22 protein-coding genes are annotated in these 25,187 nt (G+C 65.7%); 4 read left to right on the top strand and 18 right to left on the bottom strand.

What is annotated here, in order from left to right:
• Positions 1–70 precede the first annotated feature (70 nt).
• The 9 genes from tssF to AC5LXX_RS19335 form a co-directional block, all read right to left on the bottom strand.
• Positions 71–1,906 (bottom strand): type VI secretion system baseplate subunit TssF, encoded by a 1,836-nt coding sequence (tssF, locus tag AC5LXX_RS19375; protein ID WP_493412725.1) that lies wholly within the window; start codon positions 1,904–1,906, stop codon positions 71–73.
• 327 nt (positions 1,907–2,233) lie between these two features.
• On the bottom strand, positions 2,234–2,746 hold the full coding sequence (yfiB, locus tag AC5LXX_RS19370) for an outer membrane lipoprotein YfiB (RefSeq protein WP_493412724.1): 513 nt from the start codon (positions 2,744–2,746) through the stop codon (positions 2,234–2,236).
• 87 nt (positions 2,747–2,833) lie between these two features.
• Complete coding sequence (dgcN, locus tag AC5LXX_RS19365) at positions 2,834–4,102, bottom strand: diguanylate cyclase DgcN/YfiN (RefSeq protein ID WP_493412723.1); 1,269 nt, start codon at positions 4,100–4,102, stop codon at positions 2,834–2,836.
• The gene (gene yfiR, locus AC5LXX_RS19360; protein ID WP_493412722.1) at positions 4,099–4,797 is read right to left on the bottom strand and encodes a regulatory sequestration protein YfiR; all 699 of its coding nucleotides are present in this window, start codon (positions 4,795–4,797) and stop codon (positions 4,099–4,101) included. The genes dgcN and yfiR overlap by 4 nt, the downstream gene beginning before the upstream one ends.
• Positions 4,798–5,119: 322 nt before the next feature.
• Positions 5,120–5,845, bottom strand: a complete 726-nt coding sequence (locus AC5LXX_RS19355) for an SMI1/KNR4 family protein (protein WP_493412721.1) — start codon at positions 5,843–5,845, stop codon at positions 5,120–5,122.
• Between the two features lie 34 nt (positions 5,846–5,879).
• A complete protein-coding gene (locus tag AC5LXX_RS19350) occupies positions 5,880–7,181 on the bottom strand; it encodes a PAAR domain-containing protein (protein ID WP_493412720.1) in 1,302 nt (433 codons plus the stop codon).
• Positions 7,178–7,972, bottom strand: a complete 795-nt coding sequence (locus AC5LXX_RS19345) for a DUF1795 domain-containing protein (protein WP_493412719.1) — start codon at positions 7,970–7,972, stop codon at positions 7,178–7,180. Before AC5LXX_RS19345 ends, AC5LXX_RS19350 begins: the two co-directional genes overlap by 4 nt.
• A 77-nt stretch (positions 7,973–8,049) precedes the next feature.
• A complete protein-coding gene (locus AC5LXX_RS19340) occupies positions 8,050–8,616 on the bottom strand; it encodes a hypothetical protein (RefSeq protein WP_493412718.1) in 567 nt (188 codons plus the stop codon).
• The gene (locus AC5LXX_RS19335; protein ID WP_493412717.1) at positions 8,591–11,464 is read right to left on the bottom strand and encodes a type VI secretion system Vgr family protein; all 2,874 of its coding nucleotides are present in this window, start codon (positions 11,462–11,464) and stop codon (positions 8,591–8,593) included. The genes AC5LXX_RS19340 and AC5LXX_RS19335 overlap by 26 nt, the downstream gene beginning before the upstream one ends.
• Here AC5LXX_RS19335 and AC5LXX_RS19330 point away from each other — a divergent pair.
• Positions 11,463–11,801 (top strand): hypothetical protein, encoded by a 339-nt coding sequence (locus AC5LXX_RS19330; RefSeq protein ID WP_493412716.1) that lies wholly within the window; start codon positions 11,463–11,465, stop codon positions 11,799–11,801. The two genes, AC5LXX_RS19335 and AC5LXX_RS19330, sit on opposite strands and share 2 nt — an antisense overlap.
• A 629-nt stretch (positions 11,802–12,430) precedes the next feature.
• A complete protein-coding gene (locus AC5LXX_RS19325; protein WP_493412715.1) occupies positions 12,431–13,672 on the top strand; it encodes an NAD(P)/FAD-dependent oxidoreductase in 1,242 nt (413 codons plus the stop codon).
• 23 nt (positions 13,673–13,695) lie between these two features.
• Here AC5LXX_RS19325 and AC5LXX_RS19320 read toward each other — a convergent pair whose 3' ends face one another.
• The 9 genes from AC5LXX_RS19320 to AC5LXX_RS19280 all read right to left on the bottom strand — a co-directional run bounded on the left by AC5LXX_RS19320 (position 13,696) and on the right by AC5LXX_RS19280 (position 22,892).
• Complete coding sequence (locus tag AC5LXX_RS19320) at positions 13,696–14,463, bottom strand: FadR/GntR family transcriptional regulator (RefSeq protein ID WP_493412714.1); 768 nt, start codon at positions 14,461–14,463, stop codon at positions 13,696–13,698.
• Between the two features lie 68 nt (positions 14,464–14,531).
• Positions 14,532–15,422 (bottom strand): L-fucono-1,5-lactonase, encoded by an 891-nt coding sequence (locus AC5LXX_RS19315; protein WP_493412713.1) that lies wholly within the window; start codon positions 15,420–15,422, stop codon positions 14,532–14,534.
• 61 nt (positions 15,423–15,483) lie between these two features.
• Positions 15,484–16,425, bottom strand: a complete 942-nt coding sequence (locus AC5LXX_RS19310) for an ABC transporter substrate-binding protein (protein ID WP_493412712.1) — start codon at positions 16,423–16,425, stop codon at positions 15,484–15,486.
• Between the two features lie 77 nt (positions 16,426–16,502).
• Positions 16,503–17,540 (bottom strand): ABC transporter permease, encoded by a 1,038-nt coding sequence (locus tag AC5LXX_RS19305; RefSeq protein WP_059239323.1) that lies wholly within the window; start codon positions 17,538–17,540, stop codon positions 16,503–16,505.
• A 14-nt stretch (positions 17,541–17,554) separates the two neighbouring features.
• Entirely contained in the window at positions 17,555–19,093 is a 1,539-nt protein-coding gene (locus tag AC5LXX_RS19300) for a sugar ABC transporter ATP-binding protein (protein WP_493412711.1), read from the bottom strand.
• A gap of 12 nt (positions 19,094–19,105) precedes the next feature.
• Positions 19,106–19,882 (bottom strand): SDR family oxidoreductase, encoded by a 777-nt coding sequence (locus AC5LXX_RS19295; RefSeq protein ID WP_493412710.1) that lies wholly within the window; start codon positions 19,880–19,882, stop codon positions 19,106–19,108.
• Between the two features lie 43 nt (positions 19,883–19,925).
• On the bottom strand, positions 19,926–21,203 hold the full coding sequence (locus AC5LXX_RS19290) for an L-fuconate dehydratase (RefSeq protein WP_493412709.1): 1,278 nt from the start codon (positions 21,201–21,203) through the stop codon (positions 19,926–19,928).
• A 23-nt stretch (positions 21,204–21,226) separates the two neighbouring features.
• On the bottom strand, positions 21,227–22,069 hold the full coding sequence (locus tag AC5LXX_RS19285) for an ureidoglycolate lyase (protein WP_493412708.1): 843 nt from the start codon (positions 22,067–22,069) through the stop codon (positions 21,227–21,229).
• 58 nt (positions 22,070–22,127) lie between these two features.
• Positions 22,128–22,892, bottom strand: coding sequence for an SDR family oxidoreductase (locus AC5LXX_RS19280; protein WP_493412707.1), 765 nt, complete (start codon positions 22,890–22,892; stop codon positions 22,128–22,130).
• Between the two features lie 664 nt (positions 22,893–23,556).
• Between AC5LXX_RS19280 and AC5LXX_RS19275 the strand changes: the two genes are divergently transcribed.
• On the top strand, positions 23,557–23,847 hold the full coding sequence (locus AC5LXX_RS19275; protein ID WP_006484717.1) for a DUF3331 domain-containing protein: 291 nt from the start codon (positions 23,557–23,559) through the stop codon (positions 23,845–23,847).
• Positions 23,848–24,014: 167 nt separating this feature from the next.
• Positions 24,015–25,001 carry an oxidoreductase gene (locus AC5LXX_RS19270; protein WP_493412706.1) on the top strand — a complete coding sequence of 329 codons (987 nt, stop codon included), beginning with the start codon at positions 24,015–24,017 and terminating at the stop codon, positions 24,999–25,001.
• The last annotated feature ends 186 nt before the right edge of the window (positions 25,002–25,187 follow it).

The raw sequence follows: 25,187 nt of genomic DNA, 5'->3' as shown, positions 1-25,187 counted from the left end.
ATGTAGGGTAAAACCCGATGGCTTGAAAGATGCCGCAAACGTTTTCGTTCGGGCCCTGAAAGTCGGAAAACTAGACCAGCGGCTGGGCGCCGGGACGCGGCGCCCCGCGTCGAAGCAGTGCGCCGGTAGCGGCCGAAAACAGCACGACCTGCACGAAGCTGGTGACAGGCACGTACGGCGCGAAAAACCGGTCCATCACGTGCGCGAATCCGCTCAGGCTGAACGCGGCGAAGCGCTGCTCGTCCACGACCAGCCGCACCTCCAGCCCCGGCACGAAAGCCGATGCCGGCTTGCCGGGCAGCCAGCACCGCACGCGCGCCGTCGACAACGACACGAGCGCATCGAAGCGCCGGCCGGCGTCGACGGCGTCCTGCGCCCAGTGTGCGCAAAGCCGCCTGAGCTGGGTCAGGCCGCCCTTGTCCAGCCGGATCGCCTGCGGCACGAGGAGCGACAGCAGATCCCACAGCTCCCCGTAGCGGAAAGCGGGCGGTCGGCTCGACGTCGGCCGGTTCAGCAGCACGACCGTTCCCGCCGGATCGCCCGCGGGCAATGCCAGTTCGCGCTCCTGCATCCCGGACAGATCGCCCTGGGTGCAGGACAGCCGGATCTCCAGCTTGCGACGGCCGGGATCGGCGGTGCGTCCGTCCCGGTCAACCAGTTCCAGTTCGACGCCGCGGAGCGACTCCGCGGCGTCGGACGGGTCCGGCGGCGCGGTCGTCTCCGTCTCGCTGGATCGGGGATCGACAGGTTCCCTGGGTGCCCGCCTTGCCTCGTCGCGCAACACCGTCCAGAACAACCTGGTATGCGTATCCGTGCCATGCCGTAGCGACCGAAACGGTGCCAGCGTCGACGTTCCCGTGTCGGACGCCTGACGAACGGTGTCGATCGACCAGATAGCCGTGCGCGGCGCTCCCGCCTGCGCGAGCGCCCTCACCGCATAGTGGGCGCAACCGGCGCGCGTCTCGATCGGCTGGGCGTCGTCCGGAAACAGGTTGACGACCGGCGTACAAAACAGCCGGACGTGGTCGGCCGTGGCGGCGGCCAGGCGCTGGGCGCGGTGCGAATCCGGATGCACGCCCGCGATCGCGAGATGGAGCGCGACGCGACGGCCGCCGCCGGCGATTCGCTTGATCGCCCGCATGTCCAGGTCGACAAAGTCGAAACGCTCCGGCACCGCGCAATACGTCCTCAGCAGGTGGAACGGCCAGAGGGCATCGTCCGGCCGCACGTCGAGCAGCGCATCGGCAGGCTCGAAGCCGACAGCCGTGAATGTCGCGTCCGGCAAGCGCTTCCAGCGCGTTGAGTCGCCTGCTTCGGCGAAGCTCCGGTTACCAAGAAGCAACACGGCATCGGCGAGCGCCGCGACGATTTCCCGCGCACCGGTGAAATGCAGGCGCACGGTATCCGGCACGATGGCGAACGTCGCATTCGGCGTAGTGAGCTCGAACGTGAAGGTCAGCAAACCGGTCGTTTCCGAAGGCAGCGTGACATCGCGCGGCGCGATCGACGATGTCGTGTAACGCACCGACGACACCGTCAATGGCAGGATCGCGACGTCGTCCGCGATGCGGAATACTTCCTTGCCGACGGGCGCGATCAGCCGATCGCCGCGTGGCACGACGCGCGGTGCAGTCAGTTCGCTGCTGCGGTCGCCATGAAATTGCGCAACCGCGCACGACGGAAACGGACGCAGAAAAACGCCGTGCAGCGTATCGAGAAAACCGTGCGTAAACGCAGGCACGTCATCTTCGAGACGAATGTCGTGACACGCCGCCATCAACGCGAACGACTGCAACAGGCGTTCGACGTGCGGATCGTCCGAATGCTCGCCGGTGATCGCCAGCCGAGCGGCTATTTTGGGAAAGCGTTGAGCAAACGTCTGCACCGAACGGCGCAGCAGCGTCATCTCGCGTTCGAAGTGCGGCAACAGATCCTTGGGTTCGATGGCCATACGCGTTCCGTCCGTCGCTGCATGTGCGGATGACGATGCAGCGTTAAAAAAGGCGGAACGATTTTATTTGGATGACCGATCGTTTCATTTTCACTGAATCGAATATCGTGATTTTGGGATATCGAATTCAGTGGATGACCATCCGACATGCCGCGAACATCAAGGGTCGCCGCTTGCAAACGGCCGTTCGTGCACCTTCTCGCCAATGATGGCAAACCGTTACAACAGACGGCACAGGGTGCTTGCCGGCACGGCTACCCACGCGCGCCGCGCCGCGTCGCCTCACCGCGGCGAAACCACGATCGCCGCCCTTCGATTCTGCGCCCGCCCCGCCGGCGTCTTGTTATCCCCTACCGGATCGAGCTTCCCTTTCCCGACGATCGCGATCTGCTTCGCGTCGAGCCCGACGTCAACCAGCTCGATCGCCACGACTTCCGCCCGGCGCCTCGACAACTCGAGATCGTATTTCTCCGTCCCGTCGTCATCCGAGTAGCCATAGACCCGCACGCCGTTGATCCCCGCGGACCGCAGCGTCCGTCCGATCCGTTCGACGATCCGCCGCACATCCGGCTTCAGGTTGTACCGGTCGAAATTGAACAGGATCGGCCCGGTCGACCCGAACTCGAACCCCTGTCCAGTCTCCTGGAACCCGGCCGACTTCAGCGCCGTGACCTGCGTCTGCGTCAGCCCGCGATGAAGCGGCGGCGGCGTCTTGCAGCCCCCCAGCAGCATGCACAGCAGCAACGCGCTTCCAACGCACAGCCGCTCCATGCTCACAGGAAACGAGTGGTTCATTTCGCATCCCCTTCGAGTGCGCAATTGTTGGGCGCACCTCTTGTAAATCGCTGCCACGGCCTCGCCCGCAGCGCGAGACGTTAACCCTCAAGCCGACCGGACGACGCCCTCCGCCAACTGCCACGAGCCCGGCCGCGCGCGCTTGGCGCGGTACATCGCGGCATCCGCGGCGCGCAGCAAGCCGCTCGCGTCCGATGCGTGATCGGGATACAGCGCAACGCCGGCACTCATCATGGTGGCCACCACGCGGCCGTCGGACAACTCGATCGACGGCGCCATGCCGGACAAAATCTCGTCGGCGATCCGGCACACGCTGTCCGCTTCGGGCACCGTCGCCAGCATCACCGCAAATTCGTCGCCGCCCAGGCGCGCGACGAGATCGGTCTCACGCACCTGCGTGCGCAGTCGAGACGCGATGCCGATCAACACCGCATCGCCTGCGTCATGGCCGAGGCAATCGTTGATCTCCTTGAAGCGATCGCAGTCGAGATACAGGATGGCGACCCGCTGCCCGGTCAACGTGGCATCGCAAAGCGCGAGCGCGAGGCGCGACTCGAACTGCACACGGTTGGGCAGCCCCGTGAGCGCATCGTGCGTCGCCTTGTGTTCGAGCGACGCGTTCTCGTCGCGCAACGTGTTCTGCCAGTCTTCGAGTTCGTCGAGCAGCGCGTTGAAGTCGTCGCCGAGCTGATTCAATTCCGCAATCGCCGCCGGCTCGACACGCCGCGCGAATGCCCGCTCGCGCCGTACCGCGTGCGCAACGCCAGCCAGCGCGCGCAGCGGCGACACGATGCTGCGCAACAGACGCTTCGAGCTGACATACGCGCCGAGCACGCTGACGACCAGGCAGCCAAGAATGCCGCCGACACCACCCAGCAGGAAGCCGAAGAACTGATGTCCACGCCCCCGCACGACGACGTGTCCGACGACGATGCCGTCGTGCATCACCGGGACGGTCACCGGCCCGGGCAGCGCGACATCGGCGACCGCGCGTTCGAGCCGCGCGATCTCGCTTCCGGCAGGCAGCTGCCACGTCGCGAACAGTTGCCCCTTGCTGTCCGTGACGACCACCTGCGCGACGTCCTCGTCGCTCGCGATCAATCCGATCGCCTCGTTCGCCGCGACACGGTCGCCGAACACGAGCGCCGCCTCGACCGTATAGCCGAGCGAGCGCGCCAGCAGGTTCAGGTTGTTGCCCGCATACGCACGCAACGCGATCACCGCGACGACGATCAACGACACGGCCGCCATCGTCACCGCGACGAACGCGAGGCGCAAATGCGCGCGCCGCAACACGCTTTGCAGCGTCGGGCGCGACATGCGCGAAGCGGAAACGGGGAGCGCGGACCGTGTCATGGCGTCACCGGCCGTCGCGCGAGATTGAGCACGTTCGGGTGCACGCGCACGCCGCTGCGCGCGACGGCGTCGAGATTGATGTCGAACGACACACGATCGCCGTCGACATTCAGGCAGAACATGCCGCCCGCGGTGCAGGACGGATCGTGTTCCGCAATCGTCAGCACCGGATGGCCGGCCACCGCGGTTCTCACCCGCGTGCGTTCGCCGTTGTTCAGCGTGCCGAAGTAGACGATGTCGCACGCCATGCCGAGCGCAGGATCGTCGGGACTCACGCGCTGCACGTCGACCAGCGTCGAGCCGGCTTCCAGCGTGTCCGTCAGGCCGCGCGCGTAGTCCGGCCGGCCCGTGACGCACAGATGCAGGTGAACGGGTGTGGCCGGCCAGCGCGTGAAGCTGATGATGCCGAGCACGACCTGGCGCACGGTCGCGTCGTGCGAAGAATCAGGAGGATTCGCGGGGCTTGCGGCGGCTGCGATCTGCACGATGTCGACCGGATCGTCCGGATTGGCGGGCGCACCGGCGAGTACGGCGGAGGCCTCACCCAGAGCGCAAACGATTGCGAACAATGCGTGACGCAGCGAAGCGGTTCGACCGAGACGGCCGCACACCGTGCGTGCGGCGATGGCCGCCGCGGCCGCTGGCGTCGCTGCAGTCGCGAGACTGACAGCCGGCGCGCACACTTTCGCATCCATGATGGCAACTTCCGCTGGCGTCGCTCCGCCGTTGCCGCCTGCCTCCCTCCATGCGCGTGCAGGCACCGAATTACGCGCACGATTTCTTCATCTTAGGTAAAAATTCGGATGACAAAGCAGTGGGAAACACCCGACAAAACATGGGAAATTACGCGGCTCGATTCCGCGGTACGACGATGCGGGAGAATGCGATGGCCGATGTCGATGCGATGTCGACACCGGCAAATTGATCAGCGGATTGGATGTCCGTGCACGACAAACTTCATACGTTCCCGTGCGCTACGCGATCGCCGGATGGTTTCCGCACGCCGGGCGCGTCATGTCATCGCTTGTCGGCTTCCTCGACGAAAATCTCGAACCACGCGTTCATGACGGCCCAGAAGTCCACCGGCTCGAGTTCGGTCGGATTCTCGTGCCACCAGATTCGCCCTGCATCGCTGCCGTCACCGGCGCTATCGCGAAGATCGAGGCACAGGTAGTCGCCGCCGCCATTCTGAAATACCGTCCACACGAGATCCGGGTTCACGCCGAGCTTGCGCGTCTCGTCGGCTGTCAGATCGAGCTTGTCCGTCAGTGCGCTCTGGTCGCCGATCGGCAACGGTCCCATCGAATTGGCAGGGAAAAAAGTCCAGCCGTTGTGGGTGAACTGGTAGAAGCTGCGCAGATCGTCGGGCAACGCACGCCAGAGCGGCATGTCGTCCGACACGAGGTCACCGAGCGGCGGGTGACCGATGAAAAAGTTCAGGTCGTCCTGTTCGACCGTGTACGGATAGAGCAGGCAGAGATCGCCGTTTTCCTTCTGGAACACGGCGGGCCGCCGCAGCTTCTCGTTGAAGAACTGCTCGATCGCCGGCAGACGGCCGGTGACGCCGGCCCACATCTTCGCGAGCCAGTTGCCCAGCGCGGCATCGGGCGTATCCAGCAGCACGCGCCACGCGGTCGGCACCTGGACGTCGGCAGGAATCTCGTTCGCCGCCAGCCAGACCTCGCCTCGCAACTTGAAACGCTTCAGCTCGGCCGTATAAGTCGTCGCGGATAGCTCAATCATTGCCATTCACCATTGAATTCGTCGTCCGGTCATTCTACTTCGGCTGATCGCCGAGCAAATCGTTGATCTGCTGCTGCAGCATCGTCCGGTTGTCGGTTTCGCGCTGCATCATCTGCTGCCTGAATCCTTCGTCGACCTTGATGCCGCCCTTCTTGTATTCGGTCCAGTCCGCGTACGACTTCGATCCCTTCGATGTATTCGCCGTCTCGCTCAGGCCCGTGAAGTTGTCAGGGTTGTTGAGCACCTTGACCTGATCGTCGAACGGCAGATCCTTGAATCCGGGCATCTCCGTGATCTCTTTCATCGACACGATGTGATCCGCATGCAACGGCTTGTCGATCGTCAGGCCCGGGAGAGCGGGATCGTCCATGCCGGGTTCGTAGTTCTCGTTGACCATCTTCTGAACCTTGGAACTCGGCGTCTTAGCCCGAAGCTGATCGTACAGCGTTCTCGGCACGCCCTTGGTCGTCACCCGTACGTTGCCGCCATTGGCGCCGAGCGTGTTCGGCTCGATCTCCACCTTGGTCCGGTTCAACACGTCGACGGCATTCTTCGCCGCTTCCGTGTCGGCGCCCTTGGCGCCCAGCCCGAGCAGCGCAAATCCCGCGACGCCCACCATGATGTCGCCGTAACCGGGCCCGAGCGACTCGCCCCACGAGTGGAGCGCATTCAGGCCGACGTTGGCACCGATCACGGTGCCCGCGAACAGGGCGGTCGCACCCAGTCCGGCTGCCAGCGCGCCGAGCCCTGCGGCACCGAGTGCAACGAAGCCCAGCACCTCGAGCGCCGTCTCGAACATTGCCTCGGTATCGTGGATGGCCACGACGGTCACGGTCTCGCCGCCGACCGTCACGTTGTCACTCGCCGTCTTGATGACCGCGCCGCACTCCATCTTCATCGACAACCGCGCCATCGGCTTGCCGTTGACGGTCACGGTTCGCGAGCCCTGTGCAACCAGGAGCTTCGCCTGGGGAAAATGATTGAACGGCAGGCCATTGCACTCGTCCGCGAAATCGACGCCGGCGCGCAGTGCGGAACGACTGTTGACCGTGACGTTCGTCGATCCCTGATGAAGCATGCCGGTCGTTGGACCGGATATGTTGGCCGCCTTCTGGATGCCGCGAACCAGCGCACCACCGGCGAGGCCGCCGCCCGCCACGCAGCCGCCGACGATCGCGACGAGCGCGAGGCCGCCGGTGGCCGCGGTCGCCGTCACGATGGCCGCTGCGACGACCGCACCGACCACGGCGCCCGCGATCATCCCGAGCAGGCCGAAACCATGCGCGATCTCGTCGCCCATGCGAGCGGCGCGCAGGGCGGCCTCCGCACCGCTCATGACGACCTGCCGTCCGTATGCGCAGCCGTCTGCCGCCGCAGGTGCGCCTCGATGTCCTGCAGCGATGTCAGCGGCGGCACACCTTCCACCGCGGTGACGGATTCGAGTCGGCGACGCAGTTCGAGCCCGGAGTAGCCGGGACTGGAGCGCAACTCGTAGCGCCCGTCGGCCTTGAACAGCCCGTGGCGGCTGCGCTGGGTGATCGTCGGCTCCAGCGGCGAACCGTCGCTCGCGAAGAACACCCAGTCGTGGCTTTCGACTTCACGCGCACTGATATGCTCGCACGCCGTGCGAGGGTCCGGATACACGCGCAGCACGCGTGTCTTCGCCGACAACGCGAACACGTGCGGCAGGCGCTCGAGCGAGGTCGCCGGCGTATCGACTGCCTCCGGCGCCGGCGGCACCACGACGAACGAAGACAGGATCGACGTCCATGCAGGAATATGCCGCTCGAAGTCTTCCACGCGGGCATTGAGCGTGAACACCAGCATCGCTTCGTCGAGCCTGACCATCGCCTGTCGCTGCCGCAGCACCGTCTTGTCGCTGCGCCACTGGTAGTCCAGCATGAGGCCCGGAAGCCCGTCGATCGTGACAGGCTCGCGCGCGATCGGCTTGTAACCGGGAAACTGGCGCTTGAAAGCCGCCTGCTGTGCATCGGCGTAGGCGCCGACGTCGTCGAGCGGCGTGTCGTAGTCGCGTGTGACCACGAATGCCACATCCTTCCTGCCGGACGCATCAGGCAAGTGGAACACATTCATGGTTTGGTCACGCCAGCCGTCGGGCAACGCCATGCGCCCCTCGTGCAATCGGTAAACCGCCATTCCGTTTGTCCTTTTATTGATCCGTGCACACGCGTCAGGGTGTCGCGTTACTTCGCCTTGTCGCCGAAGCCGACGCTCGACAGGCAATCGGGATTGCGCTCCGCGAACCCGAACACGAGCTCGCCCCACGCGGTTTCCGATCGGAACGTCGTTTCCTCGTTCGGAGAGCGCCCCGACGGCGCACCGGCGACCCGCATCCCGGCAAACCGCGCCTTCACTTCATCGCGGCTGATGCAACGGCCGGACAGCGCCAACGTCAGCGCGCCGCGCGTGTCGCTCTCATTGCTCGTACGCAGCACGATCCGCTCGATCTGCGTGCCGTCGTCCAGCGCGATCGGGCCGCTCTCGCCATTGCTCCAGAACGTGAAGTATTCGTTGCTCGATTCGCTGCGCGCGAACTTCGTGTTAAGCAGATGCTCGACGGGCTCGCGCCGGATCGGCTGATGCGTGCCGATCTGGTCGATCACTTGCCAGAGACTGAGTTGAACGGTTGTGTGCATCTTTTTCGATCCTTCCGAACAAGCAGGCGTCACGCCCAGCGACATGGCGAGCAGCAGCGGCGCGATGATCGCCGTGTAGCGGCCTCGCCTAGTGGGACGGGTAGTTACGGTCATACCAGCTTCCGTAGTACGTTTGATAGTTGACATACTGCCCATTGACCGGCACCGACGCATATTCTCCCGTGCCGTACACATGCCCGATGGCAGCCCGCGCGGCACCGGCGTCGCCGTTGTGCACGAACTGGTTGTACGCCGCATTGTAGGCCGGCGCATTGTCAGGATTGCCTGCGATCTGGATGTCGGGGCCGCCGTGCGCGAGGATTTCTCGCTGCACCTTGATGTTGTTCATCGTCGCCGCGCCTTCGTCCGCCAGTTCGCTATTGACGTAGTTTGTCTTGGTCGAATAATCCGGCGTGCCCTGATACAGCGCGTGTCCGGTTTCGTGCGCGAGCCCCTGGACGACAGCCTTCGGATTCCCCCGGTCGTTGCTGTCGATCACGATCGTCGGCGGCTGGCCATGCTTGTTCGTCGAGGATCCCTGATTCGCGGGACCATACTGGATCTGCCAGCCGTCCTTCTGCAGTTGCGTGATGTCGTGTTCGAGTGTCGGCGACTTCGCGGCGAGTTTGTCGACACCGGCGCCCAGCCCCGTCGCCACGACCTTCCTGGGTGTGCCTTTCGCGTGATTTTTCCCGTGCGCCGGCGCTGCTGCCGCCGCTGCGCCGCCACCGCCACCGCCACCGCCTCCGCCTCCGCCACCGCCGCCTGCCGCGGGCGCTGCGGCATTGGGCTCGGGATCGGCCGGATCCGTCACCGGGACGAGCGGCGGCGACGCCGGTCCCGTCGTGCCGTCCGGATTCAGGTCGACGCTTTGCGAACCCAGCACGACGATGCGCGTACCGTCGAGTACGATCTGTCCGTCGGCCGAGAGCGTGATCCTGGCCTTCCCGCATTCGAGGACGATCGATTGGGATCCCTTGACATGCACATGCTCGGTGTCGGATTCGATCTGAACGGGGCCCTTCGCCTTGAGCGCCATGTGCTGTTCCTGCGCATGCAGGATTACCGCAGTCTTCGCCGTATGCTGAATATGCGCGTCCTGCGACTGCACGGAAATGGCCTTGCGTACGATGTTCGCGTGCTGCCCCTGCGTGACGACGTTCGTCTGGTTCGGGCCGTTCACGACCGTCACGTGATTGTTCTGGACCGTCGTGGCCATATCCTTCTGGCTATGGATATTGACCAGTTCCTCGCCCTTCTTGTCGTGGATCACGACCTCGCAGAATCCCCCGCCGCCCGGCGTGGAGTTGCTGTGGAACCCCATCTGGTGCGCACCGTCGGGCAACGCATACGGTGGCGTCTGTTCGGCGTTGAACATGCGGCCGACAATGATCGGGCGATCGGGATCGCCGTTCAGGAAGTCGACGATGACTTCCTGGTTGACGCGCGGAATCGCCACGGTTCCCCAGCCGCGCCCCGCCCACGGCTGCGATACCCGTATCCAGCAGGAACTCTCCTGGTCGTTCTTGCCGTAGCGGTCCCACGGAAACTGCACCTTGATCCTGCCCATTCCGTCGGTATGGATCTCTTGCCCCTTCGGGCCGACCACGATCGCGCTCTGTGGTCCGGGCATGACCGGCTTGTCGTGTCGACGCTCGGGACGATACGGAATCTTGCTGCGGATCAGCGTCAGCGAGCTCCTGAAACTCCCGGGCTGCGCCGATGCATCGCCGAAATTGTTCTTCGCATCGATGTCGATCCCGACGACCAGGAATTCGTTGTCGTCCTGCTTGGCCGGGTCGAACCAGAAGTGCCCGTCGATCTTGAATTTGCGGCCCACCGTGAGCCCCCGGCAACCGGATTCGCCACGGAACACCTTGGCCTGCCACTCGTACACCTCGAGCCGGCGCTTGGCTTCGGCCTCGCCCTCGCGGGTGTCCTTGTATGCGAACGCCGAACTGCCGTCGTACACCTCGAGCTTCGGCGCGTTGCCCTGGTCGGCCAGCGTCGGCAGCTCGACATACGGCCGGCTTTTCGGGTGCTTGTAGTCGAACGTATGCAGCGCGACCACACCAGGCTGGGTTTCGCGGCTCGCCGACAATGCGGTCAGGCGGTCCGCCTGCTGCACGCCGCTCGCCGCGTTGTAGGTCACGACAGGATCGTGCGCCTGGTCGGGACACGACGTCGAATCGTCGGCGATCACGAGCGTGTGACCATCCTGCCGATATTCGAAGTAGTAGAACAGCCCGTGCCGCTCGAGCAGCCGGCTGACGAAATTCAGGTCGCTCTCCTGGAACTGGACGACGAAATCTTCCTGTTTCAGTTCCTCCTTGACATGCGTCTGGTAGTCGACCAGCGCGCCGTAGTCGGCGAACACCTTGCGCAGCACGTCGAGCACCGTGACCTGCTGATAGATTCGGCTGTTGACCCGCTTGCCGAGATACCAGAGCCACGGCACCAGGTCGCCGCGATAGTGCGCAACGCCGCCATCGTTACGCTCGAAGCCGAACCGGACAAGATAGCCGTGAATCTGCCGCTCCGATCCGTCCTGAAGCGCGATGTTCACGGCCACCGCCTGGTTCAGCACGTCCTTGAGATCGATCGACGGATTCTGCGCGATCAGGTCGAGCGTATAACGGGGCAGCTCCGATAACGCCTCGCCACCCTTGATCGCGGCAATCGACAGCGCGCGATTTCCGGTCAGCGACGATTGCAAGCGAAGCAGCCGTGTCGTCTCGCTGAATGGCAAGGGCGACCCGAGTGCGCCGGGCTGGCCCTGTGTCTGGCCCGGAACGAAAAATTGCGGGGCGGAAGCGAGGTCGGACAGCGGCTGCCCGGCGAGCGGGTGATCGTCGACAGCCGGTGCGGCCTCGGCTGCCGCTGCCGGCGAAGCCGATGCAGTCAGCCCCCGCATGCCGGACATCGCGCCGGAAGCGAGTTGCCCGGCGACCGGATTCAGCATGCCGGCCGCCGGCGCCGCCATCGATGCGGCAATCTGGGCCGGATTGGCTCCGGCGGCCAGCGCCTGCATGACGGCCGATGCGGTTGGCGCAACCTTGCCGACTACGGGATTCGCGGCCGCGGCCATTTGCATCGCACCCGATGTCAGTGCGCCACCCAGCGGAGACGATCCCGCCGACTCGGCTATTCCGGCGATTCCTGGCAACTCTTTCATGGGCCCTCTCGCTTTCTATTCTGATCACCACGACGCATGCGCGCGGTTTTACTACATGTCGATGTCCGAAATATTAATTTCGAAACGCGTCCTCGACGAAATACTCTTATCGGATTTCTCGTAATGCGTGCAATCGCATTCGCCAGCAGGCGAGCATTAAGAAAAATCGGTAATTTTCGGCCGCGTGAAGATTTATATTGAATGGAGATGGATTGCCTCTCACGCAGGCGGCGCCATCATAACGGCCCGTTTCAGGCGCGTCCATACCTTCCAAATAAGCAATCCACTCGATTGCCTCCAGATCGACTGCAACGCGCGCAGACCGCCATTCACTTCGGCGTCACAATGAGTAATTTCGACATTGACGCAACGCAGCACGGGACAATTTACCTGATCGCGAATTACTGCGTATTCCCGATTTAAAACAAGTCGACACCGGCGATTCGCTTCGCGACCATGCGTTCAAGCCGTTTCCGTTACGCCGGAATGGCGAGAGCGACATGCCTGTCGATCACGCGATCCTTAGCTTTCTCGCCGACGCGAGATTGACTCACTTCCCGGCCAGGTTCCAGGCAATTTTCGCCGGCGAATATGTCGCTTCGTAGGACGACGTTCCGGAACCCCGGCGTGCACCCCGGCCACCGCATCGAACGGCGCACTCGCCCCTGCCCGAGGTATCCTTGGGTTCTGAACGGACCCTGCCACGTATCGCAAGCGGTCCATCCGCGCCAACCTCGCACTTCAATACCATCCATGGATTTCGACGTCATCGTTCTCGGCGCCGGCATCGTCGGCGTCTCAGCCGCGCTGCACCTGCAGGATCGCGGACGCAAGGTCGCCCTCGTCGATCGCGGCGCGCCCGGCGAAGGCACGAGCTTCGGCAACGCGGGGCTGATCGAGCGCTCGTCGGTCGAGCCGTATCCGTTCCCGCGCAGCCCGTTCACGCTGATGCGCTATGCGCTGAACCGCTCGACCGATCTCTACTGGCACAGCGCGTCGCTGCCCGCGTTCGCGCCGTGGCTCGCGCGGTTCTGGTGGGAATCGGCGCCGCTGCGTCATGCGGCCGCTTCGCGCGACATGCTGCCGCTGATCGAGCGCTGCATCGTCGAGCACGACGCGCTGATCGCACGGGCCGGCGCCGGCGAGCTGATCCGTGCGAACGGCTGGCTGGAAGCGTTCCGCACGCCAGCCGCGTTCGAGCGCGGCGTGGCCGAGGCCGGCCTCACCGCGCGCCGACACGGGCTCGGCATCACGCCGCTCGACGCGGCCGCGCTGCTCGCGCACGAGCCGAGCCTCGCGCCCGGCTTCTGCGGCGCGCTGCACTGGCTCGATCCGAAGAGCGTCGTCGATCCGTCCGCGCTCGTCAAAGCGTATGCGCAATTGTTCGTGCAAGGCGGCGGGACGCTGCTCACCGGCGACGCCGCGAGCCTCGACGCACTGTCGCCCGGCTGGCAGGTTCACACCCAGGATGGCCCGGCCGCCGCACCGGCCGTCGTCGTCGCGCTCGGCCCGTGGTCCGACACGGTGTTCGGCAAGTTCGGCTACAAGATCCCGCTGCGCGAGAAACGCGGCTATCACATGCACTACACCCCATCCGCACGCGGCGTGCCGTCGGCGCCGATCGTCGATCGGGAATACGGTTACGTGATCGCGCCGATGCGGCGCGGGCTGCGGCTGACAACGGGGGTCGAGATCGCGCGGCGCCGCGTGCCGCCGACCGGCGTGCAGCTCGAGCGTGCGGAACGCATCGCAAGGCCGGTGTTCGGCTTCGGCGAGCGGCTCGACCCGCATCCGTGGCTCGGCTTCCGGCCATGCACGCCGGACATGCGCCCGGTGATCGGCCCCGCGCCCGCCCATCGCGGGCTGTGGTTCTCGTTCGGGCACAACCACCACGGGCTGACGCTCGGCCCCGTCACCGGCCGGCTGCTGGCCGAGATGATGACGGGCGAGGCGCCGTTCACCGATCCGGCGCCGTATCGCGCGGACCGATTCTGAACCGGTGATGCGTCGACGCGCGCTCAGTCGAGCGCGCGGCCGAAAATCCGGATGACCTCGTCGAGATGCTCGGCCATCGCGCGGCGCGCGGCTTCGGAATCGCGCGCACGGATCGCGTCGAGGATCGCGCGGTGTTCGAGTTCCGACCGGTGCGGCATGTCGTTCGGCATGTACAGCGACTGCAGCCGCTGGAACATCAGGTCGTACTTGTGCGCGAGCAACTGCTTGATCATCAGCGCATACGCGGCGTTGTCGCTCGCTTCCGCGATACGGATATGGAACAGCCGGTCGCCCGGGTGCGTGAGCGAGCCGCTGCGGTTGTCTTCCTGGTTGCGCAGGAACGCTTCGTGAATCCCTTCGATCTGCGCATCCGAGCCGTGCGTCGCGGCCAGCGACGCGGCTTCCGGCTCGATCAGCCGGCGCGCCTGCAACAGCGCGAACGGCGGGATTTCGGTGTCGAGGTCGAGCGCGATGCCGAGTTCGGGATCGATCTCGACGATCGAGAACGGCGCGACCGTCGCGTCGGGTGCCGATGCGGGTGTGGGCACGGCGGCCGTTTCGGGATGGCGCACCTTCACGCCGTCGCCGACGCGCACGCTGACGAGCCCGTTCACTTCGAGCGCGATCAGCGCCTCGCGCACCGACGTGCGCGACACGCCGAACCGTTCGGCGAGTTCGCGCTCGGGCGGCAGATAACTGCCCGGCGGGAAATCGCCGGACTCGATCATCGCACTGAGCTTGTCGGCGATCTGCTGGTAGAGGCGGCGGTTCTGAATCGGCTGGATGGACATACGTTGATGCTGGTAATCGGTTTCGTTCCGGACGGCCTGACGAATCGGGCAGGCCGTTCGCGCCTATTCTATATGCCGCGCTTCACATCGCCCGGCACCGCGTAGCAACGCGCGGCCGTGCCGCCCCACAGCGCGCTGCGCTCGGCCGCCGACAACCGCGATTCGGCCCAGCGTTCGACGAGCGACGTCACTTCGTCATACGACGCCGCGAGCAGGCACACGGGCCAGTCCGACCCGAACATCAGCCGCTGCGGGCCGAACGCGTCGAGCGCCGCGTCGAGGCACTGCTCGATGTGGCGGATGTCCTGCGCGCGCAGGCCACGCTGCCAGTCCGCTTCCGTCACGAGCCCCGACAGCTTGCACGCGACATGCGGCAGCGCACCCAGCTCGCGCAGCGACGCGCGCCAGCGCGCGAACGCCGTGTCGTCGCGCTCGAACGCCGAAAGCGCAGGCTTGCCGGCATGGTCGAGCACGAGCCAGTGCACATCGTGCGTCGAGCAGAACACGCGCACGTCCGGCAACTGGCGCTCGAACACGAGCACGTCGTACACGTATCCATTCGCCTGCAGCCACGCAACGCCGCGATTGAAACCGGGATCCGCGACGAACGCGCCCACGTCGGCTTCGTCCTGCACCTGATGACGAAAACCGCGCAACTTCGGGCTGCCCCACTCGGCAACGCGGTCGGCAAGCGCCGGCGCACCGAGATCTTCCCAGCCGACCACCGCCGCGATGCGGGCATCGTCGCGCGCGAGGTCGAGCAGGAACGCCGTCTCGTCGCGCCCGGCGCGCGCCTGCACCGCGATCGACGCGCCGAGCGCCTGCGCATGCATCTGCGGCCACAGCGTGTCGGGCAGGTAGTCACGCGCGAGCACACTCATCCCGGGGCCGATCCACGGATAGTCGGCCGCGCGATAACGCCAGAAGTGCTGATGGGAATCGATGCGTACTGCGCCCATGGTGCCCTCGTGTTCAGTTGCCGCGGCGGCGGCGCGCGTCGCCGCCGCTCGTGCGCAACGCTCAGTCGTACAACACCGCCGCGATCTTCGGATCGTCGATATTGGTCTTGTCGTACCAGTAGAAACCGGTATCGATGACCTTCGGCAGCTTCTCGCCCTTGGTCGCCTTCACGGCCGCCTCGACGGTCTTGTAGCCGATCCCGATCGGGTTCTGCGTGATCGCGCCGGCCATCAGCCCGCTGCGGATCGCGTCCTTCTGCTGCTTGCCGGAATCGTAGCCGACGATCACGACCTTGCGCTTCATCTCGCGCACGCCGTTGACCACACCGATCGCCGAGCCCTCGTTGGTGCCGAACAACCCCTTGAGCTTCGGATACGCCTGCAGGATCGATTTCGTCACCTCGGTCGATTTCAGCTGGTCGCCTTCGCCGTACTGCACGGTCACGACCTGCACCTTCGGGTGCGCCGACTTCATCCGCTCGAGAAAGCCGTCGCGGCGGTCGATGCCGGTGCGGCTCGTCTGGTCGTGCGCGACCACGGCCACCTCGCCTTCGTCGCCGATCAGCGCCGCGAGCTTGTCGGCGGCGAGCGCGGCAGCCGCCTTGTTGTTCGTTGCGGCCGTCGTCACCGGGATATCGCTGTCGACGCCCGAGTCGAACGCGATCACCGGAATCTTCGCGGCCTGCGCCTTCTTCAGGAGCGGCAGCGCGGCCTTGCTGTCGAGCGCCGCGAAGCCGAGCGCGACCGGCTTCTTCGCGATCGCGGCCGACAGCATGTCGATCTGCTTGTCGACCATCGCCTCGGTTTCGGGCCCTTCGAACGTCACCTTCACCTTGTAGTCCTTCGCGGCCTGCATCGCACCCGATTTCACGGCCTGCCAGAACTGATGCTGGAAGCCTTTCGAGATCAGCGGGATATAGGCTTCCTGCGCCCGCGCGCCGGCCGTGAGGCCGACGGCGAACGTCAGCCCGACGATCGCGTTCAACACCTTGCTCCTGATCACTTCGCGTCTCCTTGGTGGGTCTCTTCTGGATACCGGCCGGGCCGGCGGTGAAGCGGATGCCTGCGGGCAGGCGTGCGTCAGCGGCGGCGCCGGCGCAGGATGTCGACGTACACGGCGAGGATGATGATCACGCCCGTCACGACCGTCTGCCATTCCTGCGCGACCGACATGATGCGCAGGCCGTTGGTCAGCACGCTCATGATGAACGCGCCGATGATGGTGCCGACGATGCTGCCCGCGCCACCCGACAACGACGTGCCGCCGATCACGACGGCCGCGATCGCATCGAGCTCGTAGCCCTGCCCGAGCGCCGGCTGCGCGGAATTCAGCCGTGACGCGATCAGCAGCCCGGCAATCCCGCACACGGCGCCGCTGAACGTGTAGACGGCGATCTTCCACGCGTCGACGTTCACGCCGGACAGCCGCAGCGCTTCTTCGTTGCTGCCGAGCGCGAACGTGTAGCGGCCGAAGATCGTGCGGTTCAGCACGATCGACGCGCCGATCGCGACGAGGAACAGGATCAGCACCGCGTTCGGGATCGGCAGCGCGGGGATCAGGTTGCCGATCAGCGAATCCTGCGCGATCGACGTGAAGCCCGGCGTGTCGTTGAAGTAGATCGGCCGCGTGCCCGAGATCACGAGCGACAGCCCCTTGAGCAGCATCATCATGCCGAGCGTCGCGATGAACGGCGGCACCTTCATCTTCGCGATCACGAAGCCCGACACGCAGCCCGACAGCGCACCGAACAGCAGCGCGGCCAGGATCCCGAGCGGCAGCGGCATCCCCCACTTCGTCAGCACGACGCCGGCCATCACCGCGCAGAACGTCATCAGCGTGCCGACCGACAGGTCGATGCCCGACGTGATGATCACGTACGTGCAGGCGACGGCCAGCACGCCGTTCACGGCGGTGGCCTGCAGGATCGACACGAGGTTGTCGACTTCGAGGAAGTTCGGCGACGCGAAGCTGAAGAACACGATCAGCAGCACGAGGCTCGCGAATGCGAGCAGCTTCTGCCGTGCGGCCGGATTGAAGAAGCGCGACTTCAGGCTCGATGCGGCGGCCGGCGTGTCGCCGGAAGCCAGGGGCGGAACGGGATGCGTATCGTTGGACATGGTCAGCGTCTGAATCAGGACAATACGGTCGACTCGCGCTGCGTCGCGAGCTGCATGATCTTTTCCTGCGTGGCGTCGGCCGCGCGCAATTCGCCGGTCACGCGGCCTTCGCACATCACGAGAATCCGGTGGCTCATGCGCAGCACCTCGGGCAGCTCCGACGAGATCATCACGATCGCCTTGCCGTCGGCGGCGAGCGCGTCGAGCAGCTTGTAGATCTCGCTCTTCGCGCCGACGTCGATGCCGCGCGTCGGCTCGTCGAAGAACAGGATGTCGCAGTCGCGCAGGAGCCACTTCGCGATCACGATCTTCTGCTGGTTGCCGCCCGACAGCAGCCTCGCGGGCTGCGCGACCGACGGCGTGCGGATCGCGAGCTGCCGCACGTACGACTGCGCGGTATCGCGCATCTCGCGCGCATCGAGGAACACGCCGCGGCGCACGAAACGGCGCATGCTCGACAGCGCGATGTTGTTCTGCACGTCCATCCCGACCGCCAGCCCGAAATGCTTGCGATCCTCCGACAGGTAGCCGATCCCGTGCTTCACCGCATCGGCCGGCGTGCGGATCGTCACCGCCTTGCCGTGCACGCGGATTTCACCGGCGTCGACCGGGTCCGCGCCGAACACAGCGCGTGCAACCTCGGTGCGGCCCGCGCCCATCAACCCCGCGAAGCCGAGGATCTCGCCGCGCCGCAGCGTGAAGGCGACATCGCGGATCGCACGGCCGCGCGACAGCCCGCGCACTTCGAGCGCGACATCGTTCGACGCCGTATCGGGCGGCGTGTGGGATACCGTTTCGAGCTGGCGGCCAACCATCATCGAGATGATCGACTCCATCGACGTGCCGGCCATCGGCACGGTCGCGACATACTTGCCGTCGCGCATCACGGTCACGCGATCGGCGATCTGGCGCAGCTCGTCCATCTTGTGCGAGATGTAGACGATGCCGACGCCGTGCGCGCGCAGGTCGCGGATGATGCGAAACAGCTCGGCGATCTCCGCGTTGTTGAGCGCGGCGGTCGGCTCGTCCATGATCAGCGCGCGCGAGTCGAACGACAGCGCCTTCGCGATCTCGACCATCTGCTGCTTCGCGACCGTCAGCCGACCGACCGGCGTGCGCGGGTCGAGGTCGAGCCGCATCCGCTCAAAGATCGCGGCGGCATCGCGATTCAGCTTGTCTTCGTCAACGAACACGCCGAGGCGGCCGCGCGGCTCGCGGCCGATAAAGATGTTCTGCGCGACGCTCAGGTGGTTCATCAGGTTCAGTTCCTGATGGATGATGCCGATGCCGAGCGCCTGCGCGGCGCGCGGATCGGCAATCTCCACCGCGCGGCCGTCCATCCGGATCTCGCCGCCGTCGCGCTGGTAAACGCCAGCCAGGATCTTCATCAGCGTCGACTTGCCGGCGCCGTTTTCGCCCATCAGCGCATGCACTTCGCCGGCGCGCAGGTCGAAGCGGCAGTCGTCAAGCGCCTGCACGCCCGGGAAGCGCTTGCCGATGCCGGTCAATGCAATCAACGGCGGCGTGGGGTTCGGGTCGAGGTCGGGTTGCATGGAGCGCGGCCCTCAGCTGATCGCACGGTCGAGATGCGTATAGCCGCCATCGACGAACAGCCACTGGCCCGTCGTGTGCGATGCGCGATCCGACAGCAGGAACACGGCCGTATCGGCAATCTCGTCGGCCGTCGTGAAGCGTTGGCCGAGCGGCACCTTGCCGGCAATTTCCGCGATCTTTGCTTGCGGATCGTCGAAACCGGCGATCCAGTTCTGATAGAGCGGTGTCATCACCTCGGCGGGAATCACCGCGTTCACGCGCACGCCGTCGTCGCGCAATGCGACGGCCCATTCGCGTGTCAGCGCGAGCTGTGCGCCTTTCGATGCGCAATAGCCGCTCGTGTTGCCCTGCCCCGTCACGGCCGTCTTCGACGAGATGTTGACGATTGCGCCGCGCGCCGCCTTCAGGTGCGGCACGCAGTAGTGCGCCATCACGTAGTAGTGGATCAGGTTGCGTTCGAGCGACGAAACGAACGCGTCGCGCCCGGCATCGAGCCCGATGCTGTCGTTGATGCCCGCATTGTTGACGAGGCCGTCGAGACGACCGAAGCGCGCGACGGTCTGCGCGACCGCGTCGCGACACTGTGCGTCGTCCTGCAATTCGACGGAAACGCAGGTGGCATTCGGCTGCTTCCGCACGAGTTCGCGCCAGAACGCGTCGTCGGGCGCGTGCCGCGCGAACACCACCGGTATCGCGCCTTCGCCGGCGAGCCGCATCGAGATCGCGGCGCCGATGCCCGACGCGCCGCCGGTCACGATCACGACCTTGTCTTGCAGATTCAAATCCACTTCGCGTCTCCGTCGTTCATGTTGTCGGCACGCACACCCTGCTTCAGCCGCGGAACCGGTACTGCTCCAGCGATTCTGGCTTCATCTCGATCGAGAAGCCGGGCGCCGTCGGCGGCATGTACGCCGCGCCGCGCACGACGCACGGCTCGACGAAATGCTCGTGGAGGTGATCGACGTATTCGGTCACGCGCCCTTCCTTCGTGCCGGAAATGCATACGTAGTCGATCATCGACAGGTGCTGCACGTACTCGCACAGCCCGACGCCGCCCGCATGCGGACACACGGGCAGCCCGTACTTCGCGGCCATCAGCATCACCGCGAGAATCTCGTTCACGCCGCCGAGCCGGCACGCGTCGATCTGCACGACATCGATCGCGCCGCGCGCGATGAACTGTTTGAACAGCACGCGGTTCTGGCACATCTCGCCGGTCGCGACCTGCACGGGCGCAATCGCCTTGCGGATCTTGCGATGCCCTTCGACGTCGTCGGGGCTCGTCGGCTCCTCGATGAACCACGGCCGCGCGAACGCGAGCTCGCGCACCCAGTCGATCGCCTCGTCGACTTCCCACACCTGGTTCGCGTCGATCATCAGCTTGCGGTCGGGGCCGATCACCTCGCGCGCGATCGTCACGCGGCGGATGTCGTCCTCGAGGTTCGCGCCGACCTTCAGCTTCACGTATTCGAAACCCTCTTCCACCGCCTCGCGGCACAGCCGGCGCAACTTGTCGTCGCTATAGCCGAGCCAGCCGGCCGACGTCGTGTAGCACGGGTAGCCGTCGCGCTCGAGCGTCGCGATCCGCGTGGCTTTGCCGGGCGCCTGCCGGCGCAGCAGTTCGAGCGCTTCGTCCGGCGTCAGGCAGTCGGTCAGGTAGCGGAAGTCGATCGCGCGCACCAGTTCCTCGGGGCTCATGTCGGCGACGAGCCGCCACAGCGGCTTGCCGACGGCCTTCGCCCACAGATCCCACACCGCGTTGACGACAGCGCCGGTCGCCAGGTGGATCGCGCCCTTGTCGGGGCCGATCCAGCGCAACTGGCTGTCCGACGTCACGTGGCGCCAGAAACGGCCCATGTCCTCGCGGACCCAGTCGAGGTCGAGGCCGACGACGAGGTGACGCATCGCATCGATCGCCGCGCAGCAGATTTCGTTGCCGCGCCCGATGGTGAACGTGAGCCCGTGCCCCTCGAGCCCGTCGCGGTCGGTTTCGAGCACGACGTAGGCCGCCGAATAATCGGGGTCCGGATTCATCGCATCGGAGCCGTCGAGCTGGCGCGAGGTCGGGAAGCGCACGTCGAGGACGCGCATCGATCGAATGATAGGCATGACGAACCGTCCGTAAAAGGAAATCAGGCCTGCACGGTGCGCTGGCGCTGCTCGCCGAGCCCGTCGATGCCGAGCGTGATCACCTGTCCTGCGCGCAGATAGACGGGCGGCTTCTGCCCGAGGCCGACGCCCGGCGGCGTGCCGGTCGAGATCACGTCGCCCGGCTGCAGGCTCATGAAGCGGCTCAGGTAGCTGATCAGGTGCGGCACGCGGAACACCATCGTCGCGGTCGTGCCGTTCTGGTAGCGGTGGCCGTCGACGTCGAGCCACAGCCGCAGCGCGTGCGGATCGGGCACTTCGTCGGCCGTCACGAGCCAGGGCCCAAGCGGGCCGAACGTGTCGTTGCCCTTGCCCTTGTCCCACGTGCCGCCGCGTTCGAGCTGGAATTCGCGTTCCGACACGTCGTTCACGACGCAGTAGCCGGCGACGTGCGACAGCGCATCGGCTTCGTCGATATAACGGCCGCCCTGGCCGATCACCACGCCGAGCTCGACCTCCCAGTCGGTCTTCTCCGAGCCGCGCGGGATCTCGACGTCGTCGTTCGGGCCCGAGATCGCGCTCGTCCACTTGCCGAACACGACCGGTTCCTTCGGCACCTCCATCCCCGATTCGGCCGCGTGGTCGGAATAGTTGAGGCCGATGCAGATGAACTTGCCGACGCGGCCCACGCACGCGCCGAGCCGCGGCGTGCCTTCGACGAGCGGCAGCGACGACGGCGGAATGTCGCGCAGCCGCGCGAGCGACGCCGGGGTCAGCACATCGCCGGCGATGTCGTCGATTACGCCGGACAGGTCGCGGAGCTGGCCCTGCGCATCGAGCAGGCCCGGTTTTTCATGGTGTTTGTCGCCAAATCTGAGCAGTTTCATAGCGTCGTCCGAATGGAAACGGAAAGTGAATGGGGGGCGGTCAGTCAGTTCGGCACGGTCAGTTTGACCAGCCGCCGTCGATCAGGTGGATCGTGCCGGTCGTGAACGACGCTTCGTCGGATGCCAGGTACAGCGCGAGCGCGGCCACTTCATCCGCGCTGCCGATGCGGCCGATCGGCTGGCGCGCGACGAACGCCTGGCGCACCTCGTCGGCCGACACGTGGCGCGTGCGCGCTTGGTCCGCGATCCGCTGCTCCAGCGACGGCGATTCGATCGTGCCCGGGCAGATCGCGTTGCAGCGGATGCCGCGCTCGACGAAATCGGCGGCCACCGCCTTGGTCAACCCGATCACGGCCGCCTTGCTGGTGCCGTAGACGAAGCGGTTCGGCACGCCCTTCACGCTCGACGCGGCCGACGCCATGTTGACGATCGATGCGCCGCCGGCCTCGAGCATCGCGGGCAGCAGCGCGCGGATCAGCCGGTACATCGACGTGACGTTCAGGTTCATCGAAAACGCCCATGCGGCGTCGTCGCAGTCGAGGATCGAGCCGTGATGCACGTAGCCGGCGCAGTTGAACAGCACGTCGAACGCGCGTTCGCCCGCGGCGAGCGCCGCGATGTCGCTCGCATCGGTGACGTCGAGCCGCCGCGTGGCCAGCCGGCCGCCCGCGCGTTCGGCGTCGGCCTCGAGCCGCACGAGCGCGGCTTCGTTGATGTCGGTCGCCAGCACGTCGGCGCCCTCGCTCGCGAACCGCAGCGCGGTCGCACGGCCGATGCCCTGCCCCGCCGCCGTCACCAGCGCGCGTTTGCCCTGCAATCTCATGAGCGACTCTCCCGAAAAAGCGGCCACCCGTCGGCCGATTGGCACAAAGGACTAAAGGTCCAACCAATCATAGGAAGGGATCGCGCGTTTGTCACGAAATCGGGATTCAGTATTTACCCGAGCGGCAAAATCGGGCGGATGAAGAAAAATCCGGTGCAGGACCGGTCCTGAAAGTTGCGTCCTGACTTCGTACAAACCCAATATCGGCGCGCCTCTCGGCCGGTCCGTCGTACTTGTCCGGCGCTGCGGCCACACCAAACTGACAAAAAAGTCATGTTCGCGTCAGGGTCTCAACGGGATCGGCGCGCCATCATGGCGTTGCCGGACCGCGCTTTTCAACCATCGCCTCCCCGCCCGCTTTCGATCCTGCGGGCACTCCGTCCCCCGGCGATGGACGCCGTGACTGGGCGAGCAGACACGGTGCGCGGGCCGATTTTCCGCCCCGGACTTCCCCGTCCGGGGCGTTTTTGTCCGTGGTTTCCAAGAAAATAAGCTTGGATTGTTTCTAAATCGGCAAAAGGTAATTTGAGCCAGACAGGATGTTTTTTCCGGTCACAGACGCTTACATTTAGCGCACCACTCATGGAAACCGCTACGGATTCGCCCTCGGGTAGTGACATCCACTGCCACGGCCGAAACCGCACGAGCTTTAGGAAACGGCAAAATGAAGGCCTCCAAATCCCTGCCTGCGCTCGATCCCGCCGACGTCCACGTCGAAATTCTCGAACGTTCCGATACGCTGCTCGTCGTCCGCTGGGTCGAGCCCGGTCGCTGTCACTACGGTGAACAGCGCTGGCGCCGCCGCTTCGCGCAGCGTACCGGCACCTGCGCGCTGTCGCGCCAGGTCATCCATCGCGGCGACGAAGTGTTCCGACCGGCCGAACGCCCGGCACCCGCGAATGCGGCCGCGATGATCTCCGCCGCCGAGGTGCTCGCACTGGCCGGAAGCAGGTAAAACCTGCCGACCGCGCGCGGAAGCTTGCTGCGTCACGCCGCGAGCCCGCCCTAGAAGCGCCGGTCTAATTCCCCCGCTTGTCTGTCACGTCCGCCCGCACTATCGTTACACCACTCAATGTAACGATTACGTGCCGCGGCCGATCGGCCGTGCCGATGGAGACAGACATGCATGCATGGAGCGCGCGCCACGTCCCGGCGCAGGGCGGCAAGGTCGCGGTCGTGACCGGCGCCAACAGCGGTCTCGGCTGGCAGCTCGCGGAAACGCTGGCCGCGAAAGGCGCGACGGTCGTGATGGGCTGCCGCGACGCGGCGCGCGCCGCGCAGGCGGCAGACGCGATTCGCCAACTTCACCCCGATGCACGCGTCGAAGTCGATCCGCTCGACCTCGCCGATCTCGCGTCGATCGCACGTTTCGCGGGCGATATCTCCGAACGCCACGGCCGTGTCGACATCCTCTGCAACAACGCCGGCGTGATGTTCCTGCCGCTGCGGCACACACGCGACGGCTTCGAGATGCAGTTCGGCACCAACCACCTCGGCCATTTCGCGTTGACCGGCCATCTGCTGCCCGCGTTGCGTGCGGCACGGCGCGCACGCGTCGTGACGATGTCGAGCGGCTTCAATCGCGGCGGCCGGATTCGCGTCGACGACCTGCGTGCCGAACACCGCTACAACCGTTATCTCGCCTATTGCGACAGCAAGCTCGCGAACCTCGTGTTCGCGATCGAGCTGCAGCGCCGTTTCGAGCGCGCGGCGTTCGCGGGAATCAGCGTGGCCGCGCACCCCGGCTATGCGGCGACCAACCTGCAGTTCGCGGGCCCGGCGATGGACAGTTCGCCCGCGCGCGCCGCGCTGATGCGTGCGGCGAACCGTTATCTCGCGCAGCCGGCCGACCAGGGTGCGCTGCCCGCGATTCATGCGGCCACGTCACCCGATCTCGCGGGTGGCGCGTATATCGGGCCGTCCGGCTGGTTCGAGTCGCGCGGGCTACCGGCGCCCGCGAGCGTGCCGCGCCCGGCCCGCGACGTGGCCGCGGCGGCGCTGCTGTGGGAAGCGTCGGAAGCCGCGACGGGTGTGCGCTTCCTCAGTTCGGGTGCGCCGGCCGGACGCGCGCCGGGCCGGCCGTTCGACACGACAGCCGAAGCGCGCTGAACCCCACTCCGCCCTTCGCAATATTCTTCATACTTATTACGCGGACCGAAAAGAAAGCCCGTTGAAAGGCTGATCCGGCGCGCCACTGTTACCACACAGGAAACAATTTATCGTCAAAATCGGCGTTTACCCTGAATCCTCTGGTGACTAAGATTTGATCAATCGCTCAAGACATGGTGTCGAGAG

Source organism: Burkholderia torrens (genome assembly GCF_984668525.1).
This window is presented reverse-complemented; position numbering and strand designations above follow the sequence as displayed.